Source organism: Rhizobium lentis, assembly GCF_014200175.1.
Taxonomy (GTDB): domain Bacteria; phylum Pseudomonadota; class Alphaproteobacteria; order Rhizobiales; family Rhizobiaceae; genus Rhizobium; species Rhizobium mulingense.
The window spans coordinates 157,480-179,082 of the sequence record NZ_JACHBD010000011.1 but is presented as its reverse complement, the minus strand read 5'-3'; the positions used below and the strand labels follow the sequence as shown (position 1 = coordinate 179,082).

General features: G+C 61.6%; 16 protein-coding genes. 15 read left to right on the top strand and 1 reads right to left on the bottom strand.

Features of this window, described 5'->3' with window-relative positions; translation table 11 throughout:
* Positions 1–10 precede the first annotated feature (10 nt).
* From GGI60_RS24280 to GGI60_RS24245, 8 genes are all read left to right on the top strand, one after another.
* Complete coding sequence (locus GGI60_RS24280) at positions 11–1,519, top strand: alpha-N-arabinofuranosidase (RefSeq protein WP_183918930.1); 1,509 nt, start codon at positions 11–13, stop codon at positions 1,517–1,519.
* Positions 1,520–1,703: 184 nt separating this feature from the next.
* Positions 1,704–3,608: an ABC transporter substrate-binding protein gene (locus GGI60_RS24275; protein WP_183918931.1), complete on the top strand. Its 1,905-nt coding sequence runs from the start codon at positions 1,704–1,706 to the stop codon at positions 3,606–3,608.
* Between the two features lie 109 nt (positions 3,609–3,717).
* Positions 3,718–4,722, top strand: coding sequence for an ABC transporter permease (locus tag GGI60_RS24270; RefSeq protein ID WP_183918932.1), 1,005 nt, complete (start codon positions 3,718–3,720; stop codon positions 4,720–4,722).
* A gap of 4 nt (positions 4,723–4,726) precedes the next feature.
* Positions 4,727–5,584 carry an ABC transporter permease gene (locus GGI60_RS24265; protein ID WP_183918933.1) on the top strand — a complete coding sequence of 286 codons (858 nt, stop codon included), beginning with the start codon at positions 4,727–4,729 and terminating at the stop codon, positions 5,582–5,584.
* 1 nt (position 5,585) lies between these two features.
* A complete protein-coding gene (locus GGI60_RS24260) occupies positions 5,586–6,575 on the top strand; it encodes an ABC transporter ATP-binding protein (protein WP_183918934.1) in 990 nt (329 codons plus the stop codon).
* A complete protein-coding gene (locus GGI60_RS24255; protein WP_183918935.1) occupies positions 6,572–7,384 on the top strand; it encodes an ABC transporter ATP-binding protein in 813 nt (270 codons plus the stop codon). Before GGI60_RS24260 ends, GGI60_RS24255 begins: the two co-directional genes overlap by 4 nt.
* Positions 7,385–7,902: 518 nt before the next feature.
* Entirely contained in the window at positions 7,903–8,496 is a 594-nt protein-coding gene (locus GGI60_RS24250; RefSeq protein WP_183918936.1) for an ankyrin repeat domain-containing protein, read from the top strand.
* Between the two features lie 15 nt (positions 8,497–8,511).
* Positions 8,512–9,015 (top strand): YHS domain-containing (seleno)protein, encoded by a 504-nt coding sequence (locus GGI60_RS24245; RefSeq protein ID WP_183918937.1) that lies wholly within the window; start codon positions 8,512–8,514, stop codon positions 9,013–9,015.
* A gap of 15 nt (positions 9,016–9,030) precedes the next feature.
* Here GGI60_RS24245 and GGI60_RS24240 read toward each other — a convergent pair whose 3' ends face one another.
* Positions 9,031–11,193 (bottom strand): adenylate/guanylate cyclase domain-containing protein, encoded by a 2,163-nt coding sequence (locus tag GGI60_RS24240; RefSeq protein WP_183918938.1) that lies wholly within the window; start codon positions 11,191–11,193, stop codon positions 9,031–9,033.
* A gap of 227 nt (positions 11,194–11,420) precedes the next feature.
* Here GGI60_RS24240 and GGI60_RS24235 point away from each other — a divergent pair, with 227 nt between their 5' ends.
* From GGI60_RS24235 to GGI60_RS24205, 7 genes are all read left to right on the top strand, one after another.
* Positions 11,421–11,765, top strand: a complete 345-nt coding sequence (locus GGI60_RS24235; protein WP_183918939.1) for an ArsR/SmtB family transcription factor — start codon at positions 11,421–11,423, stop codon at positions 11,763–11,765.
* Entirely contained in the window at positions 11,758–12,261 is a 504-nt protein-coding gene (locus GGI60_RS24230; protein ID WP_183918940.1) for an SRPBCC family protein, read from the top strand. Before GGI60_RS24235 ends, GGI60_RS24230 begins: the two co-directional genes overlap by 8 nt.
* Positions 12,262–12,558: 297 nt before the next feature.
* The gene (locus tag GGI60_RS24225; RefSeq protein ID WP_183918941.1) at positions 12,559–15,171 is read left to right on the top strand and encodes an AMP-binding protein; all 2,613 of its coding nucleotides are present in this window, start codon (positions 12,559–12,561) and stop codon (positions 15,169–15,171) included.
* A gap of 108 nt (positions 15,172–15,279) precedes the next feature.
* Entirely contained in the window at positions 15,280–18,288 is a 3,009-nt protein-coding gene (locus GGI60_RS24220) for an ATP-binding protein (protein ID WP_183918942.1), read from the top strand.
* A 131-nt stretch (positions 18,289–18,419) separates the two neighbouring features.
* The gene (locus GGI60_RS24215; protein ID WP_183918943.1) at positions 18,420–19,580 is read left to right on the top strand and encodes a YcaO-like family protein; all 1,161 of its coding nucleotides are present in this window, start codon (positions 18,420–18,422) and stop codon (positions 19,578–19,580) included.
* On the top strand, positions 19,570–20,334 hold the full coding sequence (locus tag GGI60_RS24210) for a TfuA-like protein (RefSeq protein WP_183918944.1): 765 nt from the start codon (positions 19,570–19,572) through the stop codon (positions 20,332–20,334). The genes GGI60_RS24215 and GGI60_RS24210 overlap by 11 nt, the downstream gene beginning before the upstream one ends.
* Positions 20,335–20,376: 42 nt before the next feature.
* Positions 20,377–21,597 carry a hypothetical protein gene (locus tag GGI60_RS24205; protein ID WP_183918945.1) on the top strand — a complete coding sequence of 407 codons (1,221 nt, stop codon included), beginning with the start codon at positions 20,377–20,379 and terminating at the stop codon, positions 21,595–21,597.
* Positions 21,598–21,603 lie beyond the last annotated feature (6 nt).

Sequence of the window (21,603 nt, the reverse complement as noted above, 5' to 3'; positions counted from 1 at the left end):
GGAGGATCCGTTGAAGACGAGTGTCGTTGCCCACCGCGATTTTCGCATCTCGACCATTGACGCCAGACTGTACAGCTCGTTTCTCGAGCATCTCGGCAGGGCGATCTATGGCGGTATCTACGAACCAGGACATCCGACGGCCGACGAGGACGGCTTTCGCCGTGACGTGCTCGATCTGGTGCGCGAGCTCGACACACCCTACTGCCGCTATCCCGGCGGCAATTTCGTCTCGGCCTATAATTGGGAAGACGGCGTCGGCCCGCGCTCGGAGCGCCCGGTTCGCCTCGATCTTGCCTGGCGCACCCGCGAAGCCAACCAGATCGGCGTCAACGAATTCGTCGACTGGTGCAAGAAGGCCAATACCAAGCCGATGCTGGCGGTCAATCTGGGATCACGCGGCCTCGATGCCGCCCGCAATTTCCTGGAATATTGCAATCATCCCGGCGGCACCTACTGGTCGGACCTGCGCCGCAAACACGGCTGGTCCAATCCGCACGACGTGAAACTGTGGTGCCTCGGCAACGAGATGGACGGCCCCTGGCAGGTCGGCCACAAATCGGCCTATGAATATGGCCGGCTGGCCGATGAGACGGCGAAAGCCATGCGCGGCTTTGACAAGTCGCTCGAACTCGTCGTCTGCGGCTCCTCCAATTCCGACATGAAGACCTATCCGCAGTGGGAGGCCGAGGTTCTGGAACAGTGCTATGACAGCGCCGACTATATCTCGCTGCATATGTATTTCGCCAACCGCGAGAAGAACACGCTGAACTATCTCGCCCGGGCGACGAAACTCGACCGCTACATCACCACGATCGGCGGCGTGATCGACTACATCAAGGCGAAGAAGCGCTCGAAGAAGACGATCGGCATTTCCTTCGACGAATGGAACGTCTGGTATCATTCCAACCAGCAGGACAAGGAGATCCTGGCGCGCGACGAGTGGCCGGATGCGCCGCATCTGCTTGAGGATATCTATAATTTCGAGGACGTGCTGCAGGTCGGCGGCATCCTCAACACCTTTATCCGCCGCTCCGACCGGGTGCGGATCGCCTGCATCGCACAGCTCGTCAACGTCATCGCCCCGATCATGACCGAGGACGGCGGTGCGGCCTGGCGCCAGACGATCTATTACCCCTTCTACTACGCCTCCCGCTATGGCCGCGGATCGGCGCTGCAGCTCGTCGTCGACGGCCCGACCTATGACAGCGACGAGGAGAACGAAGTTCCCTATCTCGATGTCTCGGCCGTTCATTCCGAGGACGGCAGGACGCTCACCTTCTTTGCCGTCAACCGCCACCCGGACACGGCGCTCGATCTCGACGTGCGGCTGGAAGGCTTCGGCGGCGCCCGGCTGATCGAGCAGGTGGAAATGACCCATGGCGATCTCGAGGCCGTCAACACGGCGCGGCGGCCGGAGACGGTCGTGCCCGCCAAGGTCGAGAGCGCGAAAATCGAGGACGGACGGGTGCGTGCTCCGCTGAAGCCGCTGTCCTATAATGTGATCCGGCTGTCGGTGTGACAGCGGCCGCCGGGCCCGATCGGCCCGGCCGAGAGAGTTCGGCTCCCTGCGAGGAGGCAGGTAGCCGGAGGGATGGTCCGCCGAAGCTGAGGGCTCGCAAGCCCGGCTTCTGCGAACCGACAACCGCGACTTGCCCATGCGTGCCTCTGCGGCCGCCGCATCGTCGCTTTCAAGGGAGGAGTTCATGCAAAAGTGGAAGAGGTTCGCATTCGGCTTCGTGCTGGCTACGCTCGGTATGACCGCCGTCGCCACAGCCGAAGATTATACCTCCTTGCCGCGCAAGGAGACGCTCATCGTTGAAAATCCGGAAGGGACGATCAAGAATCCCGGCTGGTTCAACATCTGGGTCAATGGCGGCGGCGGTGTTTCCACTGGCCTGCAGCAGCTGACCATGGATACGCTCTGGTATATCGACCCCGAGCAAGGGCTTGGCGGCGCGACCTGGGACAATTCGCTCGCCGCCGACAAGCCGCAATATAATGCCGACTTCACCGAGATGACCGTGAAACTGCGCAAGGGGCTCTTCTGGAGCGACGGCGCCGAGTTCACCGCCGACGACGTGGTCTATACTGTCAAGACCCAGATGGACCACCCCGGCATGATCTGGAGTGCGGCCTTCTCGGTGCAGGTGGCCAGCGTCGAGGCGACCGACCCCTATACGGTGGTGTTCAAGCTGAAGAAGCCGAATGCGCGCTTCCATTCGATCTTCACCGTGCGCTGGAACGGCGCCTGGATCATGCCGAAGCACGTCTTCGAGAAGGTGGCCGATCCCCTGCGCTATGATTTCGCCAACCCTGTCTCGCTCGGCGCCTACAAGCTGAAGGCCTACGACCCGCAGGGCAAATGGTATACCTGGGAGAAGCGCGACGACTGGCAGCGCAGCTCGCTTGCCCGCTTCGGCGAGCCGGCCCCGAAATATGTGACCTACACCGATCCCGGCCCGCCGGATAAACGCACGATCGCCCAGCTCGAGCACAATCTCGATATCATTCACGACAATACGCCGGAGGGCATGTTCACCCTCAAGGAGAAATCCAAGACCATCGAGACCTGGTTCCCGGGCTTCCCCTTCGCCCATCCGGATCCGACACTGCCGGCGGTGATCTTCAACACCCAGAACCCGCCGTTCGACAATGCCGATGTGCGTTGGGCGCTGGCGCTGTTGATCGACATCAAGGCGGTGGACATGGCGAGCTATCGCGGGACGGCGACGCTTTCCGCACTCGGTGTGCCGCCGACGGCAGCGACGATGAAGGACTACCAGGAGCCGATGCAGGACTGGCTGAAGAACTTCGAGATCGATACCGGCAAGAGCAAGATCAAGCCCTATGACCCGACGGTCGGGCAGCAGATCGCCGATCTCCTGCGCAAGCAGCCGAAGTTCAAGGACCAGATCCCGTCCGACCCGCAGGCAATCAGCAACGCCTTCGGCTATGGCTGGTGGAAGCCGAATCCGAAAGCGGCCGGTGAACTGCTTGAGAAGGCGGGCTTCAAGAAGTCGGGCGGCAAATGGATGACCCCGGATGGCCAGCCGTTCAAGATCCGGATCACGGTCGAGGGCGATACGCGCTCCGTCTTCACCCGGGCCGGCACGCTGATCGCCCAGCAATGGGCTGCCTTCGGCATCGACGCCAAAGCTGTGCCCACCGAGAAACTGTGGCAGGTGGCGCTGCAGCCCGGCGATTTCCAGGTGGCGATCGCCTGGAGCGTCGAGACCTGGGGCGGCGATCCCGATCTCTCCTTCTTCCTCGACAGCTGGCACTCGCAGTTCGTCGCCAAGAAAGGTGAGGTTCAACCGCCACGCAACTGGCAGCGCTGGTCCAATCCGGAGCTCGACAAGATCATCGAGAGCATCCGCGGCATCAGCGCCGACGATCCGAAGGGCCTCGAGCTCGGCAAGGATTATCTGAAGCTCGTCGCCCGTGAAATGCCGACGATCCCGCTGATGTCCTATAACGTCTTCACCTCGATGGATACGACCTATTGGACTGGCTATCCCACCATCAAGGACCCCTATACGGATCCGGTGCCGAACTGGGCGAACTCCAGGCTGATGATGGTCAAGCTGAAGCCGGCTCAACCGAAATAACCCTCCCAACGCCGGCGCGGAGCCATCGCGCCGGCCCCCTCATCGACGGGCATGTGCCCCATGCTCGTCGATCCTTTCCAGAAAGGAAGCAGAGAGGAACTTTCGCCTTATGACGCCCTATCTGATCTTTGTGCTGAAGCGGTTTGGTCAGTTTCTGCTCGTCGTCTTTCTCGGCGTGACGATCACCTTCTTCGTCACCCACCTGACCCCGATCGATCCGGTCGAAGAAAGCATAGGCGCCATCACCCAGATGGGTCAGTCCGATCCCAACGCGATCGAGCTGATGCGCCAGTCACTGCGCGAGCTCTACGGGATGGAAGGCTCGATCTGGCAGCAATATCTGCATTTCTGGCTGCGGCTGGCGACCGGTGATCTTGGCCCGTCACTCTCGGCTTTCCCGACGCCTGTCACCACCATCATCCTGCGCTCGCTGCCCTGGACGATCGGGCTGATGGCGGTGTCGACGCTGATCACCTTCGTGCTCGGCAATGCAATCGGCGCGCTCGCCGGCTATTACCGGAAGACCATGGTGCTGAAGGCCGTCAGCCTTGTCTTCATCGCCCTGCTGCCCATCCCCTATTATATCCTGGCTTTCGTGCTTCTCATCATCTTCGGCTATCTCTGGCCGGTGCTGCCGATCAATGGCGGCTACGAGATGAACGCCAATCTCAACCTTTCCTTCGCCCTGGTGCTCGACATTCTCAAACATTCGATCCTGCCCGCCTTATCGCTGATCCTGGTCGGCGCCGGCAGCTGGCTGATCGGCATGCGGGCGCTCGTTTCCAACGTCATTACCGACGATTACGTCGTCTTCGCCGAGCTCGGCGGCGTGCCGAAGGGAAAGATCCTGCGCTCCTACATCGCCCGCAACGCCATGGTGCCGCAATTTACCGGACTTGCCATGTCGCTTGGTGGGATCTTCAACGGCACCGTCATCACCGAGATCGTCTTCGGCTATCCTGGCATCGGCAATCTTTTGATCTCGGCGGTGCATGCCGGCGATTACAGCCTGGTGCTCGGCCTCGGCGCGCTGTCGATCGTCGGCGTCGCCGCCGCTGTCTTCATCATCGACGTGCTCAGCCCGCTGATCGATCCGCGCATCAAGGTGGAATAGGCCAATGTTTACCATCATCCGCGACCTCGCGCGCCAGAATATGGAATTCCTCTGCGGCCTGCTGCTCTTTGCCGTCATCGTCGCCGCCGTCATCCTCTCCTATTTCTCGCCCTATGGCGCGACCGACATCTATCTCCTGCCGCCCGACATGCCGCCGGGTAGTGAATACTGGCTCGGCACCACCTCGCGCGGCCAGGACGTGTTCTGGCAGCTGACCATCGCGCTTCGCAACACCCTGTTCTTCGGCATCGGCGTCGCCTTTCTCTCGCGCATCATATCGCTGGTCGTCGGGCTGGTCGCCGGTTATGCCGGCGGCGCGGTCGACCGGGTGCTGATGGCGATCAACGACAGCGTCATGGTCATTCCGCAATTTCCGCTGCTGATCCTGTTTTATTTCGTGCTGAAGGACAACATGACCTGGGCCGTGCTGATCGTCATCATGGCCTCGCTCGGCTGGTCTTATGACGCACGCCTGATCCGCTCGGTGGCGCTCGGCCTGAAGAGCAGGCCGTTTACCACCCAGAGCGTCTATTCCGGCATGACGATGCGCAAAATCCTCGTCGAGGAGCACCTGCCCTATGTGCTGCCGATCGTCTTCGCCACGACGATGAACAACATGATCTGGTCGATCGGCATGGAGATCACCCTTTCGGTGCTCGGCTTCACCGACATCGAGACGCCGACCATGGGCATGATGATCTACTGGGCCAATGCGCATTCGGCGCTGATCTCGGGCATATGGTGGTGGGTGGCAGCCCCCGTCGCCGTCATCGTCATTCTCTTCCTGGCGCTGTTCCTGCTCTCCATGTCGATGAACGAATATAATGATCCGCGCAGCCGGCTGAACCGGATGGGAAGTTAGCATGCAGCCTTTGGTCGAAATCGAGAACCTGAAAGCCTATTACCGCGCCTTCCTCTATGGCGTTGATCGCGAGGTGCGGGCCGTCGACGATATCAGCCTGACCATCGCTCGCGGCGAGGTCTATGGCGTCGCCGGCGAATCGAGCAGCGGCAAGACGACGCTGATCAAGACTATCGCCGGCGCCATCCGGCCGCCGCTGCGGGTCGTCTCCGGCAGCGTCAAATTCCATTTCGGCGGCGGCACGCAGGATCTCTATGCGATGACGCCGGAGGAGCGCGTGGCGCTGCGCTGGAAGCATCTCTCCTATATCATGCAGGGCTCGATGAATGTGCTCAATCCGGTGCGCCGGATCCGCCACTCCTTCACCGATTTCGCCTTCCGCCACATGAAGGTGAGCAAATCAGTCTTCTTCGAAAAGGTCGCCAATCACCTGCAAAGGCTGAAACTCGATCCGCAACTGCTCGACGCCTATCCGCACGAACTCTCGGGGGGCATGCGCCAGCGCATGACCATTGCGCTCGCCACCATCCTGACGCCGGAGTTCATCATCGCCGACGAACCGACGACCGCGCTCGACGTGATCGTGCAGCGCGACGTGCTGACGATGATCCGCGACATCCAGCGCGAGATGGGCTCATCCTTCCTGTTCGTCACGCACGACATGGGCGTGCATGCGACCGTCTCCGACCGCATCGGCATCGTCTATGCTGGCCGGCTGGTCGAGGAGGCGCCGACGGCCAAGCTCTTCAGCGCGCCGCTCCACCCCTATACGCAGCATCTCGTCGGCAGCCTGCCGAAGATCGGCGACCCCAGCACCCGGCCCTCGCTGGAAGGACGGCCGCCGAACCTCGCCGTGCCGCCGGAAGGCTGCCGCTTTCACCCGCGTTGTCCGAAGCGGATGGACATCTGCTCGCAGAAGGTGCCGCCGCTCGTCACCGTTGAGCCGGGGCGGCGCGTGGCCTGTTTTGCAGTTACGGGAGATCAGCTTTGACTGCTCTGCTTCACCTCTCGAATGTCACGAAAGTCTACCGCCAGGGCGGCATGCTCGGCCGGCGGCTGATCACGGCGGTCAAGGACGTCAGCTTCGAAGTCGGGGCGGAACCGGAGATCCTTTCGATCGTCGGCGAATCCGGCTCCGGAAAATCGACGATTGCGGCAATGATCCTCGGGCAGACCACGCCGACGGAAGGGCGGCTGGAATTTGCCGGCAAGACCGTCTCCATCCATAGCCGATCCGAACGCACAGCTTTCATGAAGGAGGTCCAGCCTGTCCTCCAGAACCCCTTCGAAGCCTTCAATCCGCTGAAACGGGTCGATCGCTACCTGTTCGAGACGGCGCGCAATTTCTACACCTCGGGAAAGCGGCCCGACCGCAAAGAGGCCGAGCGCATGGCCGATGCGGCGCTCCATCACGTCGGCCTCACGCTGGAAGAGGTGAAGGGCCGCTTTCCCCACGAACTCTCCGGCGGTCAGCTCCAGCGCGTCGCCATCGCCCGCGCGCTGATTCCGCAGCCCCGCCTGCTGGTTGCCGACGAGCCGGTCTCCATGGTCGACGCCTCGCTGCGCATGGCGATCGTCAACCTGTTCGGCCGCCTGAAAAACGAGCTCGGCCTTTCGATCATTTACATCACCCACGACCTCGCCACCGCCTATTACATCAGCGACAACATCATCATTATGCGCAAGGGCGAAATCGTTGAACGCGGCCAGGCCCGTCCCGTGCTTGATAACCCGCAGCATCCCTATTCGCGGGCGCTGAAAGATGCGGTGCTGGCGGCGGATTTTAGTGCGGTGGCGTGAGTGGTGGTAGGTAAGCGCGAGGATCTTTCACCGACAAAGTAAGCAACTGCGCAGTCCTGGAAATTGGTTGCCTTGGCTTGGGGGAGACCTTCAGCCCTCCGTCATTTTACGTCTGGCGCAGCTGAGCTGATACGAACTGCTCACCTTGCGGCTGCTCTCGCCCCTTTTCTTAAAACGAATTCCGGGCGTTGGCGAGCCAATTTGACAGCCGTTGCTGAACGCGCCGGCAATAGATGCGGGAACTGAGAAAGCGCCTTCGACATGTTCCTCCCAGAGCAAATTCGAGCAAAAGTGTGAAGCGCTTTTCCGTCGGGATCGCGTAAAAACGAAAGTTGGAGCGGTCCTGCGCTTGCATGCAAAGCTGAACCGCTCTGGCCTTAAAAGAAGCGGAAATTTCTGCCTTCTATAACCCCTAAAGAAATGTCCCCTACGGCGGTCGCCGTTGCAGCTGAAGCAGGTGCTAGGTAGCCTACATGCCGACGGCGTGCTATTCTGTCGGAAAATATCAAGGTGAAGCTATGCGCCGGTTTCTTACATCGGTAGCGTTGTTTTTTTCAGCGACCGCGGCGGCCGCCGGTGATCCCTTGTTCGATGCAGTTTCAGAAGGAAACACCGTCGCTGTGGAGGAGTTTCTAGCTTCGGGTGCCGATGTCGACAGCCGCACGCGCGATCAGGCAACACCGCTCATCAACGCCGCGCTTGCAAAGCAGCTTGCCGTTGCCGAGTTGTTAATAACAAGAAATGCCGATGTTATGGCAAGGAATTCGGGCGGCTTTACTCCCCTTCACGCTGCGGCATATTCGGGTAGCGTACCCATCAGCAAACTGCTTCTAGATCACGGAGCGATTCTCGACGATGCGTCCAACAAAGCGGGTGTTACGCCGCTCATGGTTGCGGGCGAAGAGAACCATGTCCTCCTTGCGGAGTTTTTCCTCGCCAAAGGGGCCGATGTCACCCACGCCGAGGTTCACGGCTACGCGCCAATCACGAGGGCCTTGTGGAAAGGCAATTTCGATATCGTCCGTCTCTTCAAGCGACATGGTGTGTCGTGCCCTCCGGTTAGCGTTCTCGGCGCGGGTAATTACGCTAAGTGCATGGAAATACACAAATAAGAACGGGAGGCGCAAATGCATCTTGGAAACGGGACACAATGCATTGGTCGATCTTTGGCAGTGATCGGCCTAGCTGTCGCAGGCGATGTCAGCGGATCGCCAGCCGTGGCCGACGACTCGGTAAACACGGGGTACTTCGGCGGCGTCGCTATCATGGGATACGATACCGTCGCCTACTTTACCGAAGGCAAAGCGACGAAAGGTTCGGAAAAAATCTCCTACGAATGGATGGGGACGCCCTGGCATTTCGCAAATGCCAAACATCGCGAGATGTTTATGAGCGAACCGCTTAGATACGCGCCTCAATACGGCGGCTACTGCACGGGCGAGGTGAGTGGCGGGTCTGTCACGGTCAACATCGATCCGGAAGCCTTCAAGATCGTCGAAGGCAAGCTTTACCTGATGTATGACAAGGCGGATGCGGAGGACTTTGCCGCGCATCCCGCAGACACTGTGGCCAACGCCGATGCCAAATGGCCGAAGGTCTCGGCCGATCTCGAACGCGATCAGTATCACTGACAGACTGACAAGGCTCTATTGGGCAGGCGAAAAGTAAAAAACCTTGGTCGAATTTACGTAAGCATAGCTGGTCTCATCGGCCGGGTTTGGGTGTCTATAGACCGGGCCGCAGTCGGGTCGGCCAAATGCGTTTTCACTTTGCTCGCAAAGCAGGTCTCCTTTGACGGAAATCTTCTCGGTCATCATCTGGGATGCCGAGCGGAATGCGGCCTTACCGTCGATTTGGACTTGCATTAACGCAGGGCTTTCGGACGGTTCGGTCTTTCCTCGCAGAAGTTTGCCTATGACCGTGGCCGCGATCTCCGCACCCTTCAACCGATTTTGCTCATTCCCCTGGAAACCAAACGGCCATTCCGGCAGTCCGGCCTCGCGCAACGCGTCCAGGATAAATGCCAAATCCTCGTCCCTGAAATGGGCATTGCCGAGCCGCCAGGAAGCGAGGCAGTCACGCCCCCCGAGAAGGCGCTCAGCCTCGGCGACAGTCGCTCGAGCCTCATCAATGCGACCGACACGGACATAGGCCATGGCAAGAGCGGTAACGAACTCGCCGTTGCCTTGGGAGCCATAGCCCGCGCGTTTGAAACTGTCGATCGCCCTCTCGTAGTCGCGTTGCAGATAGAAGATCATGCCAGCCGTATATCGGTCGACAGCAGAGGGGTTCGGATCGATCCTGAGCGCCTTCTCGACAGCCGCAACGGCATCGGCATGATTGCCCGATATCAATTGAACATATGCAACCGCCATGTGGGTTTCGGCGTCGGCGGGGCCGATTGACACCGCCTTCTGCGCGGAGGCAATTGCCTGCTCGTAACGTCGGTCCACGACCTGCATGATAGCGAGGACCGCATAAGGCGACGGTAGTTCGGGATCGAGGGCGAGTGCGCGACTTGCCTTATCGTAGGCTCTTTTTCGCGCCAGGGCACTCTGGAGGACATCATCATACGCGCTTCGCCAGACATAGGCCGTCGCATGCGCATCGGACGCGAAGGCTTCGGCAAAGCCGCTGTCGAGTTCCTCGGCCTTGTCAAACAGCGCCAATGCCTCCAGCATCCGAGAACGGCGTCCGGTGCGGGCCGCCTGCTCGGCACGCAGATAATAGTCATAAGCCTCGAGATTGGCGGTCGGCGGACGGGCAATTCGCTCTGCCTCTGACGGGGAGAGTTCCAGACCGAGCGCATTAGCGATCTGGCGGCTCATCGAATCCTGCACAGCAAACACGTCGGCGCCGCTGCGATCAAATCGATTGGCCCACAGACGGTCGCCGCTCGCGGTGTCGACCAGTTGCGCGTTGACGCGTATCAGGTCGCCCATTCGCTGTACACTGCCCTCCACCAGATAACGCACGCCGAGATCACGGCGTATTTCCGCAAGCACGTGGGGTTTATCCTTGTAGGCAAAGACGGAATTTTGGGAAATGACATCAAATTTCGACAACCTAGTGAGATCTGTAATCAGGTTGTCGGTAATGCCATCGGCGAAATAATCCTGGGTTTGGTCACTCAAATTGGAGAAGGGTAGTACGGCGATCGATGCGCGTTGTTTATGCGGCCATTGCCATGCGAAGACGGTTGCACTGGCAGCGATCACTAGTCCTACCAGCGCCAACAGCGCCATATCCCGGGGCCTTGCCCGAGGGGAGAAGACGACTTTGCCAGTGTGGGCTGGGTCAAGCAGGACGCAATATACCCGAACCGGGTCCGCTATGTTTTTCAGTCGATGTTCGCCGAGGGCGGAGAAACCGACATCGACCTTGTGCGCGACGTGGTCGAATGCGGTACCGGAGATGAATATTCCGCCAGGTTCGGCAATCCCCTGCAGACGGGCGGCAATGTTGACGCCGTCGCCATAGATGTCATCTCCTTCAACAATAATGTCGCCAAGATTGATCCCGATGCGAAATCGAATGCGCTGTTCCGCGGGAAGTCCCGGGTCTCTGCCGGACATTCCCCGCTGGATTACGGCCGCGCATTGAACCGCGTCCACAACGCTAGCAAACTCGACCAGCGCCCCGTCACCCATGAGTTTGATGATGCGGCCATGGTGCTCTTCGATGGCGGAATCGACCAGCTCCCGACGGCAGGCCTTCAACCGCTCAAGCGTGCCGCCCTCATCCACTCCCATGAGACGACTATAGCCTACCACGTCAGCGGAAAGTATCGCGGCGAGACGCCTCTCCATTTCTCTGCCCACCCTTTCGATACAGGGAGCTGGACATCTTACCACGACCGAGCGCGCGCTGGCACCGGACTCGGGCTTTTAGCTCAATTGGAGCCGCGCTTCTTCTCTTCCGAGAAGACGCAACGCTTGGCGATATTGATTGAGGGTCGGATCGGTAACCGATTTGCGGCATCGAAGGTTCTGAACGCTTGCGCTTCCTGCACAAGCAGGTTAAAACACTGAACTAGATGGTTCAGTATGAAAGTCCCCTCGACCTCTCGTTTGCGGCGCTGTCCGATGCGACCCGCCGCGGGATCATCGATCAGCTGGGGCGGGGGGACGCGTCGATCACCAGTCTGGCGGATCAGTTCCAGATGACGCTGACCGGCATGAAGAAGCACGTCCAGGTTCTCGAGCGGGCGGGGCTGGTCGTCACGCACAAGGTCGGACGGGTGAGAACCTGCAAGCTTGGGACACGCGGCCTCAAGGCGGAGGCCGAGTGGATCGAGGCGCATCGCAAGCTCTTCGAGGCCCGCTTCGAAGCATTGGACGAGATCATCAGCGAAATGAAACGGGAGGGAAGCGATGACTGAGCGAGGTAACGGTGCAGTGGGTGCTGAGAACCGCACGTCGGTCGAGCGCAGAGGCGATCGCGAACTCCTGGTAACCAGGATATTCAATGCGCCGCCGAGCACGGTGTACAGGACGTGGAGCCAGCCCGAGCTGTTCCAGCGCTGGTGGGTGCCGAAATCGGTATCCGGCATTTCGCTCGTCTCATGCGAGGTGGACGTGCGTACCGGCGGCAAATATCGGCTGGAATTCGGCGCCGACGGTTCCGACACCATGGCCTTCTACGGCAAATATCTCGATGTGGTGCCGAACGAACGCATCGTCTGGACCAACGACGAGGGCGAAGAAGGCGCGATCACGACCGTGACCTTCGCGGATCAAGGCGGCAAGACACTCCTGACTTTCCACGAAGTCTATCCGTCCAAGCAGGCGCTTGAGGAAGCCCTGCAGGGCTCGGCGGCCGCCTTGCCGGAGCAGTTGGAGCAGCTCGACGAATTGCTGTCCAGCATAGGCGGGTAGCGCCGGTCGAGGGAATCGCCTGGAGGGAGCGTCTGCTCTTGGGAAGCGGCCCCACCACGCTTTCTCGCCGAACGAGGGCGCGTTCCCGCCAGACATTAATCCTTAGTCCAAATGTTCGGGTGCCCCGCAGCTCCAAGAATGACAAACCTGAGATCCAAACAGCCGTATTGAGGGCGCGAAGCCGCCTTCCCGAGCTCGAAATTGCGTCGCCCCAAGCTTGTGCAGGCGCAAATTACTTGACTGACATTATCAAGGATTATACGCGCTTCGCCAGTTTCTGCCATTCGAAGCGCGAGCATGATCCCCGCCGACCTGTTTTCTGAAATCACTCGCGCCGATCAGCGCCCAGCCCTTGTCTTCGCCGACGGACGGATGGTCTCCTATGCCGACCTCAACGCCCGGACGCTGCGCTTCGCCGAGCAGCTGGGGCGGGGGGAAAAGCGGCTTGTGGCGATTTCGGCGGATGTTTCGGAACATGTGATCGTCGCCTATCTCGGCGCGCTGCGCGCCGGCCATGCTGTGGCCATGCTGCCGCCCTGCGATGACAGGCTGTGGCAAGAGTTTCTCCCAGCCTTTCGGCCTGATTTCACCTACCGCCCCGCCGGCGGCCGTTGGCGGCTCGTCCGGGAAAACCGGCCTCAGCAAAGCGACACGCCGCCGCATCCGGATCTCGCCTTGCTGCTGATGACCTCAGGCAGTTCCGGGCTCGCGAAAGCTGTGCGCCTTTCCTATGCCAATCTTGACGCCAATGCGCGCGCGATTGCCGGTTATCTCGAACTCTCCCCTGCCGACAGAACCGCGCTCGTTCTGCCGCTTCATTATTCCTACGGTCTCTCCGTCCTCCATTCGCACCTCGTTGCCGGCGGCAGCATCTTCGTTCCAGGCGTCTCCGTGGTGAGCGAGGACTTTGCAAGACTGCTCGGCGAAAGCGGCTGCACCAATCTTTCGGGCGTGCCCTATTCCTATGAGCTGATGGAAAGGACGCGCTTCCGAAGCCACGAACTGAAGGCGCTGCGCTTCATGACGGTGGCCGGCGGACGGCTGGCGCCCGAACTCATCCGCCTCTACCGCGACCATATGCGCGCGAACGGCGGCCGCTTCTTCGTCATGTACGGCCAGACCGAGGCAGCCGCCCGCATCGCCTTCGTGCCGCCGGAAGATCTGGCCGACCATGAGGAGCGGATCGGCATCGCCATTCCCGGCGGCAGCCTCAGCCTCGTCGACGATGACGGGCATTTGCTCGACCGACCGGACGTTGCCGGTGAACTGGTCTATGCCGGCCCGAACGTGATGATGGGCTACGGCACCGATCGCGCCGATCTTCAGCGGGGCGCCGAGGTCGCGGACTTGCACACCGGCGACATCGCCATGCGTGATGAGGACGGTTTCTTCCGGATCGTCGGTCGCAAGAGCCGTTTTGCCAAGGTCGCGGGGCTCCGGATCGGCTTCGACATCATAGAGCAGGTTCTGGCCGAAGTGGGGATCGCGGCCGCCGTCGTTGGCGACGATCACGGACTGCAGGCCTGTGTGACCGATGCGCGTGACGCCGACCGGGCGCTCCAGGTGCTCGTCGAGGCGAGCCATCTTCCGGCGAGCCTTGTTACCGTCAGGGTGCGAAGCGAGCTTCCGAGGCTTGCCTCCGGCAAGATCGATTATGCAGGCCTCAGCGCCGAGATGCTGGCGGCTCGCGAGACAAGTCGCGCCGTGGCGGTGAGCGTGCTCGATGCCTATGCCAAAGTCTTCTATCCCCACAAAGTGAGCCGCAACGACAGCTTCGTCTCGCTTGGCGGCGATTCGCTGCGCTTCCTGCAATTGACGATGGAGCTCGACCGGCTTGGCGTCGAGCTGCCGGAAGGCTGGGAGCAAAAGCGGATCGCCGAACTCGATATTGGCTCGCGGGTTATCGCGTCCGGCCGGAGCGCAGAGATCAGGACGCTGCCGACCGATCTGGTTCTGAGGGCAATTGCCATCCTGCTCGTCGTGACCCATCACCAGATGCTCTGGCCCATTCCCGGCGGATCGGGCGTGATGCTGCTCCTCGTCGGCTTCAGCCTGGCGCGCTTTCAGTCCGGCCATTTCCTCGCCGGCAATTTCCGCCATGCGCTGCGGCCTGCCATCAATGTCCTCATTCCCTATTTCCTCATCGTCGCCGCCTATGGGCTGGCCTGGCGGACCATTCCCTGGGCCTCGGTGACGCTGACCGGCAATTTCGGCTATGCCGAGCCGGAGCGTCATGAGATGCTTCCCTATCTCTACTGGTTCATCGAAGCCTATGCGCAGACGCTTCTGGTTTTCTCGCTGGTTTTTGCCGCGCCTGCGGTGCGCGGGCTCGCGCGGGCGCAACCCTTTACCTTCTCGCTCGCACTCCTGGCGCTGGCGGTCGCGGCGCGGTTTTCTCTGCCGCCCCTCTTCGATATCGGCGGGCGGCAGATTTTCACCATCTACTGGGGCCTGCATCTCGGCATGTTCGGCTGGTGCGCGGGCCTGGCCGGCAGGCAGGCGCAGCGGATCATCCTGACGTCGATTGCCGCCGCCGTGCTCGGTTATCTCGCCTTCTGGGAAACGCTGTGGATCGGAACCACGGTCAAGTATCTGACGATCTTCGCAGCGCTTCTCGCCCTTCTCTACCTGCCGCGCATTCACCTACCCGTGCGGCTTGGGCGTCTCGTGACGCTTATCGCCGTCTCGGCCTTTCCCACCTACCTGCTGCACCGTTTCGTTCCGGAACTGCTGATGCCGCAGGCAGCGGCCATGCTGCCGGTTCCCCTCTTTCATCTGCTGGCGATATCAGGTGGCCTGGCGCTCGGCGTCATCGCCAACAAAATCGCGGCTGACCTTCGCAATCTGCTTGGTGGGATAGCAATGGCCCGCGGCACGGGCGGACGTACTGTAATGGCGGAGACTGTCTGAACTGCAAGCGAACAGCAGAATATATTAGCAGCACCGCACGAAAAGCTTGCATGCAGGCATTAAATCGGATGTCCTGAGCATGGCTTCAGTGGTGTTGGGCGCCCCGCTATGAAAACCCTCGACGCACGAATTCGGTTTACAGGTGAGCGGCGACAGGTCACGGCCCTTTTCTATGACATTGTCGGTTCCACCGAGCTCTTGTTGCGCAGCGAGCCGGAGAAATTCTTCCGGTCGGTCTCGGCGTTACATCAGAGCGCCGAGACGGTCATCAGGAAACACGGGGGATTTCTTCATCAGCGGCTCGGCGATGGCGGATGCTGCTTCTTCGGCTATCCCGAGCAGTCCGAGGATGCAGCTGAAAGCGCGGTGCGCGCTTCTCTGGAGCTGCTGCGCGTCGCGGCAGGGGCCGAGACCACGACCCAGGCCAAGGCCAAGGCGCGCCGGCCGTTCCGGCTGCGGATCGGGGTTGCCACCGGGCTCGTCGTCTTCTCCACGCAAGGCGATGAGATCGTCGGCACGGCGCCGGTTCTGGCGGCCCGGCTGCAGGCCGAGGCCGACCCCAATTCCGTCCTCGTCGCCGATTCGACCGTCCAGCTCACCCGGCAGAAATTCGATTACAGCCTGCTGCGGGAGGCAAGGCTGAAGGGCTTCGAACATCCGATTGCCCTCTGGCGCCCGCAGGAGCGCGATCGATCGACCGCCGAGCCATCGCCGTCCCAGGGCTACGACAGACCGATCCGCGGCCGGGAAAAGGAGCTTGCCGCCCTCGCCAGCGCCTGGAATTCGGCCGTCGGCGGCAAGGGAAGTCTGATCGCCGTCGTCGGCGAGCCCGGTATCGGCAAATCCAGGCTGGTCGGCGAATTCGCCGAAGGTCTGCGGCAGAGCGCGCATGAGACCGTGGTCTTCCAATGCGGCAGGCGCCTGGAGAGCCAGCCGCTGCATCCATTCGTTTCATTTCTCGAGAGGCTGGTCGCCGAACCCTCGGTCCTGAAGGATGGCGACAACGACGCCTTCATGCGGGCTCTTCAAGCGTCCGGCCGACAGCTCGATGCATCCGCCGCCGACACGATCCTCGCGTTCACCGCCGACCGTTCGCCGGCGACGTCGCGCAATATCCGCGTTTCCGATCTCTCCGGGCGCGCCTTCAGGCGGAAGGTCATCGAAGCCGCCGCCGACATTCTGACATGCAAGGCCGCCGGTCTCCCGACGCTCCTCATCTTCGAGGATGTGCACTGGGCCGACGACATGACGCTGGAGCTGATCGACAGGCTGGGATCGCTGGCGGCCAGGCTTCCGATCCTGGTCATTCAGACATCGAGAATCCGACGATCTCTCGCGGTCGCCAGCGAGATCGATTTGCCGGGGCTGACCGCGGCCGCGGTTCGCGATCTCGTCGCCTCGATCTGGCGGGAGCGTCCCCCGCCCGGCCTGTCGGATTTCATTCTCGACCAATGCGACGGCATGCCGCTCTATGCGGAAGAACTGGCCAGCTTCTTCCGCGGCAGGCAGCCATTGGGCAAATCGCTCTCGGAATGGAAAGGACTGCTCAGAGAAGGCGGCGTCACCTCGCTCAACGATCTGCTGTCGGCCAGGCTCGCTGCGACCGGTTCGGCACGCCAGGCGGCGCAATTTGCCAGCGTCATCGGCCGCGAATTCAGCATCTCGCTGCTCACCTATCTCCTCGAAGGGGTCAGCCGCCGCAGCGTCGACGTCGATATCGAGCAGCTTCTGTCGCAAGGCATCATCGAGCGTTCGACCACCTCGCACGGCTCCTATCAGTTTCGGCACGTGCTGGCGCAGGAAGCCGCCTATAGCAGCCTTCTCAAGAGCGACCGGCGCCGCATCCACCGGCGGATCGCCCGTCTCCTGGTCGGCGAAGAAAAACCCAGCCTGCCGGCTGCAATCGCCGCCTGGCAGTGTGCCGAGGCAGGCCTGCATGACGCTGCCGCCCGATTTGCCCTGGCGGCGGCGGAGGCAAGCGTCCTCCGCTCGGCAATGCGGGAGGCAAATGTCTCGCTCGAACTCTGTGCCGAGGCGGTCGGCAGCCTTTCCCGGCGCCACCCCGACCGCACCGAACTCGCCCTCAGCCTGTTCGAACTTCAAGGCATCGTCGCAAGCGCACTCGAAGGCGAGGGATCGGAGAGCGCGCGGCGGGTCTATGCCCGCGCCATGCAGCTTCTGCGCAAACAGCCCTCGGCCGTGCGCGTCAAACATTTCCCGGTCTATTGGGGATGGTGGTTCACCGCCCCCAACATTCTGACCCAGCAGTCACGCGCGCGCATTCTCGTGGCCGACATGCAAGCCGTCGAGGATCGGGAGACGCGGCTTCAATCCTATCACTGCGGCTGGGCGACGAGCTTCCACGCCGGCGAACACGGCTTTTGTCTCGACTGTGTCGCCAAGGGCCTCGCGCTCTACGATCCAGAAAGCGCGGTGCGCAATCGGGCCTTCTTCGGCGGCCATGACGCCAAGGTCTGCGGGCTCGGCGAGAGCGCCCTTTCCTACCTCCTGCTCGACGAATCCGAGGCGAGCGAACTTGCGATCGGACAATGCCTGGAATGGGCAAGCGCGACCGATCACGCCGGCAGCATGGTGCATGCGCTCTATTACGCCATGGTGCTTGCCCGCTGCCAGGGCCGCTATGACGAGGTCCACGCGCTCGGCGAACAGATGCTGTCACTCGCCGAGCGGCACGGGCTGGCGGCAAGCCAGGCGCGGGCGAACATGTATTGCGGCTGGGCGGAGCTGATGACCTCGTCCGCAGCCGGCGGCGAAGAGCGTTTTGCCGGCGGCCTGGCTCTCCAGCAGCAATTGGGCACCGACGACAATTTTTCCATGCACAGCGACATGCATGCGCAGGTGCTGCGGCACCGCGGCCGGTCTGCCGAAGCCCTGACGACCGTCCAGAACGCGATCAATGTCGGGCGCAGCAGCGGCCAATCGTTCTGGCTTGCCGAACTCTACCGCCTCAGCGCCCAACTGAAGCATGATCTGAACGAGCCGCCCTCATCGATCAGACGAGACCTGACACGCGCCATCCAGATTGCCGACGGACAAAAGGCCGCCTGGTTGGCGGAACGAGCAAAGCAAAGCCTGGACGGACTGCCGCGGCCCTAGAACAGAATGATTTTAGGCCCGGTCGGCCTAAAATCTGAATCCTGTTCTAAATTAACGAGTTAGAGCATGATGTCGCCCGAAAACCGCTCACACTTTTCGGCATCATGCTCTAGCAAAGATGGAAGGATGTGATGGACGAAGCGACGCTCGATAACATCCTTGATATCATCCTGAAGGCCGAAGTCCCCTCGCCTCCCGATCCCCGGCAGACGGTGCAGCGCATCCTTGCGCGCAGACAGGATTACGGCATCACCAGGCTCGGTTCGATCACCGGGCTCGATTGGATCGGAGTCCCGGTCGTCCAGGTCGTTCGGCCGCGCTCACGCTCCGTCGCCGTCAGCCAGGGCAAAGGACTGACCTTTCCGCTGGCGGCGATATCGGGCCTGATGGAATCCCTGGAAGGCTGGGCCTCGGAGCGGATTGATCAGGAGCGCATCGTCACGGCAAGCCTGCGCGCCATGAACGCACGGGGAGACTGGTCGCACCTCGGCATCGGCCGGGACGAGGAGATGCTCTCCTGGATTGCCGGGCTGGATCTCCTTTCAGGGCGGCAAATGGCCGTTCCGCTTGCCCTCGTCGATACCGCCTACATCGTCCCGTCGCCGCATCCCCATTGGATCGCCCGCGACACCACGGGCCTCGCTGCCGGCATGAGCCTGCAAAGCGCTGTTCTGCATGCCTGCCTGGAGATCCTCGAGCGACAGGCCCGCTGCACGGCGATGAAGATCCCGCATTTCTTCGACCGCTGCCAGATCGACGCCCGGTCGGTGCAATCGGGAAACGCCGGCGACATCATGCGGCAACTCTCCAAGGCCGGTTTTGTCGTCGGCATCTGGCAGATCCCGGCGCCGCATGCCCTGCCGATCTACTGGTGCCACATTATGGAAGATGGCGGCAGAGCCCCCTTTGCGCCGCTGCCGGCCGAAGGTTTCGGCTGCGATATCAGCCATGACCGCGCGCTGACCAGCGCCTTGCTGGAAGCCTGCCAGTCCCGCCTCGGCGTCATTTCGGCAGCGCGCGACGATATCAGGACGGAGCTTTATAATCATGCCGACGCCGGGGAACTGGCCGCCTGGCGCCTGCAACTCGCAAAAGCGGGCCGTTCCTTCCCCCGGGACTGTTCTGCGGCCGAAGAGCGATCCCTTGCGCCCGTCATCGAGGCATTGAAGCTCGCCGGCGCGCATGCGGCCGTTCTTGTGGTTCTTCATTCGGACGATCGCATTCCGCTGCACGTCGTCCGCGTCGTTGCGCCGCCGCTGGAAACCAATCCGGAGGCCGATCTTGCGCGATGACATCGTAGTTTTTCTCGGCCCTACCCTCTCCGAGCCGCAAGCCCGGACCTATCTGGATGCCGTCTATCTTCCTCCAGTAGGCTGCGCGGATGTCGTGCGGGCCGTGGCCAAATATGCGCCCGCGGCGATCGTGCTGATCGATGGCGTCTTCGGGCAGCTTCCGGCCGTCCGCCACCAGGAAATTCTGTGGGCGATGGTCCGCGGCGTGCGCATCTATGGCGCCTCCAGCATCGGCGCGCTGCGGGCCGCCGAACTCGCGCCGCAGGGCATGATCGGCCACGGGCTGATCTACCGCTGGTACAGGAGGCACCCGTTCGCCGACGATGCAGATGTGACGGTGCCGATGGCGCCCCCCGCAATCGGATCCCGCGCATTGGGCGACGCCCTCGTCGACATCAGGCTGACGCTCAAGAAAGCCGAACGCATCGGCATCATTCAAAGACGGCTGCGATGCGAGCTCGAATCCTTGGCGCGCGCGCTTCACTTCAGCGAAAGGTCCTTCCCGAAGCTTTTGGCGGCGGCCGAAAACAATTGCGGCGCCGCGGGCGAAATCGAGGCACTAAAGGCTTGGCTGAAAACTGGCGCCGCAAGCCGGAAGCGGATCGATGCGGTAAATCTGCTGACATATCTCGCTAATCAAAAGATCAACCGGCCGAATGAACGCGTTCATTTCGAGTTTGAACTTACGGAATCATTCGCCAACGACATGGAGTACTACAACATGATCGATAGTCTATTGTCGAAAGGCACGTAGTACTGGTATAGTCGCCAATCGCTTGACGTTGGGCAACGAGCGGTGGGGGCAGCATTGGATGCCATCACGCATACCGAGGGCGCAGGCCACGAGGCAGCTCCAGAGCGGCCGCTTGGGACGCGTTTCCTCGTCTTTCCCCAGCCATCCTTCATTCCCGGTTACGAAAAGCCCGAGGTGGTGTGGATCGGGCCTTCGGCAGGGCCGATCCTGGCCGGGCCGTCCGACAGCCGCATCTATGTGGCAAATCCGGTCGAGGCGAAATCGCCCTATGCCGCGCCTTATATCCCGCCCTATCCCGGCCTGCTGCAGCCGCCGGCCGAGCCCGGCCCCGACGGCCATTTCGATCACATCGGGCCCGGCTCACCGGCCTTCCTTGCGACCCACAGCTATGCCTGCACCCGCCGCGTTCTCGACATCTGCGAGGGCTATCTCGGCCGCTCGATCGTCTGGTTCTTCCAGCCGACGCTGGAACGGCTGGAAATCGTTCCCCGCATCCCGCATTGGCAAAACGCCCAGTCCGGCTTCGGCTTTCTCGAACTCGGCGAAAGCGAGGAGCACGGCCGGGCATCCTGCTTCGCGCTGAATTTCGATGCGGTCGCCCACGAAATGGGCCATCTCATTCTGCTCAGCGAACTCGGCGTCCTCGAAGGCGACGGCTCAGGCAGCGATTTCTTTGCCTATCACGAAGCGATCGCCGATTTCATCTCGCTGCTCGGGTTGCTGAGCTTCGACACGGCGCTCGACCGGCTGCTGCGCCGGACCGGCGGCAATCTGCTGCTGCACAACGAACTCGACAAATTTGCCGAACTCAGCGACGAGAAGCAGCTGAGATTGCTCAACAACTCGCTTCGCATCGGCGATGTCAGCCAGGAAGTGCACGACCGGTCGAAACCCTTTGCAGCAGCCCTCTTCGACTGCCTCGTCGAGGTCTACCAGTCGCTGCTGTTCGAGCGCGGCGTGTCGGACATCGACCCGAGGCGCTTCAGCGATCTGCGCCAGCAGATGGCGCCGGCCCTGATGGAAGAAGCACTTCACGTACCGCCAGCATCCTACGAGCTGATGCATTTCGCCGCGAAAGCCGCCCTGCAGGAGGCGCGCGACATCATCGGCGAAGCGCTCATTCGCTCCTGGAAATACCTCGATCCCGACAGCCTGACCTTCGAAGCGGCGGCCCTGGCCCTCCTCGAGGCGGCGAGCCGCGGGCGCGGGATCTCCTATATCGACCAGATTGACGATTGCATGAGGTGGCGCGGCATTCTCTAACCAACG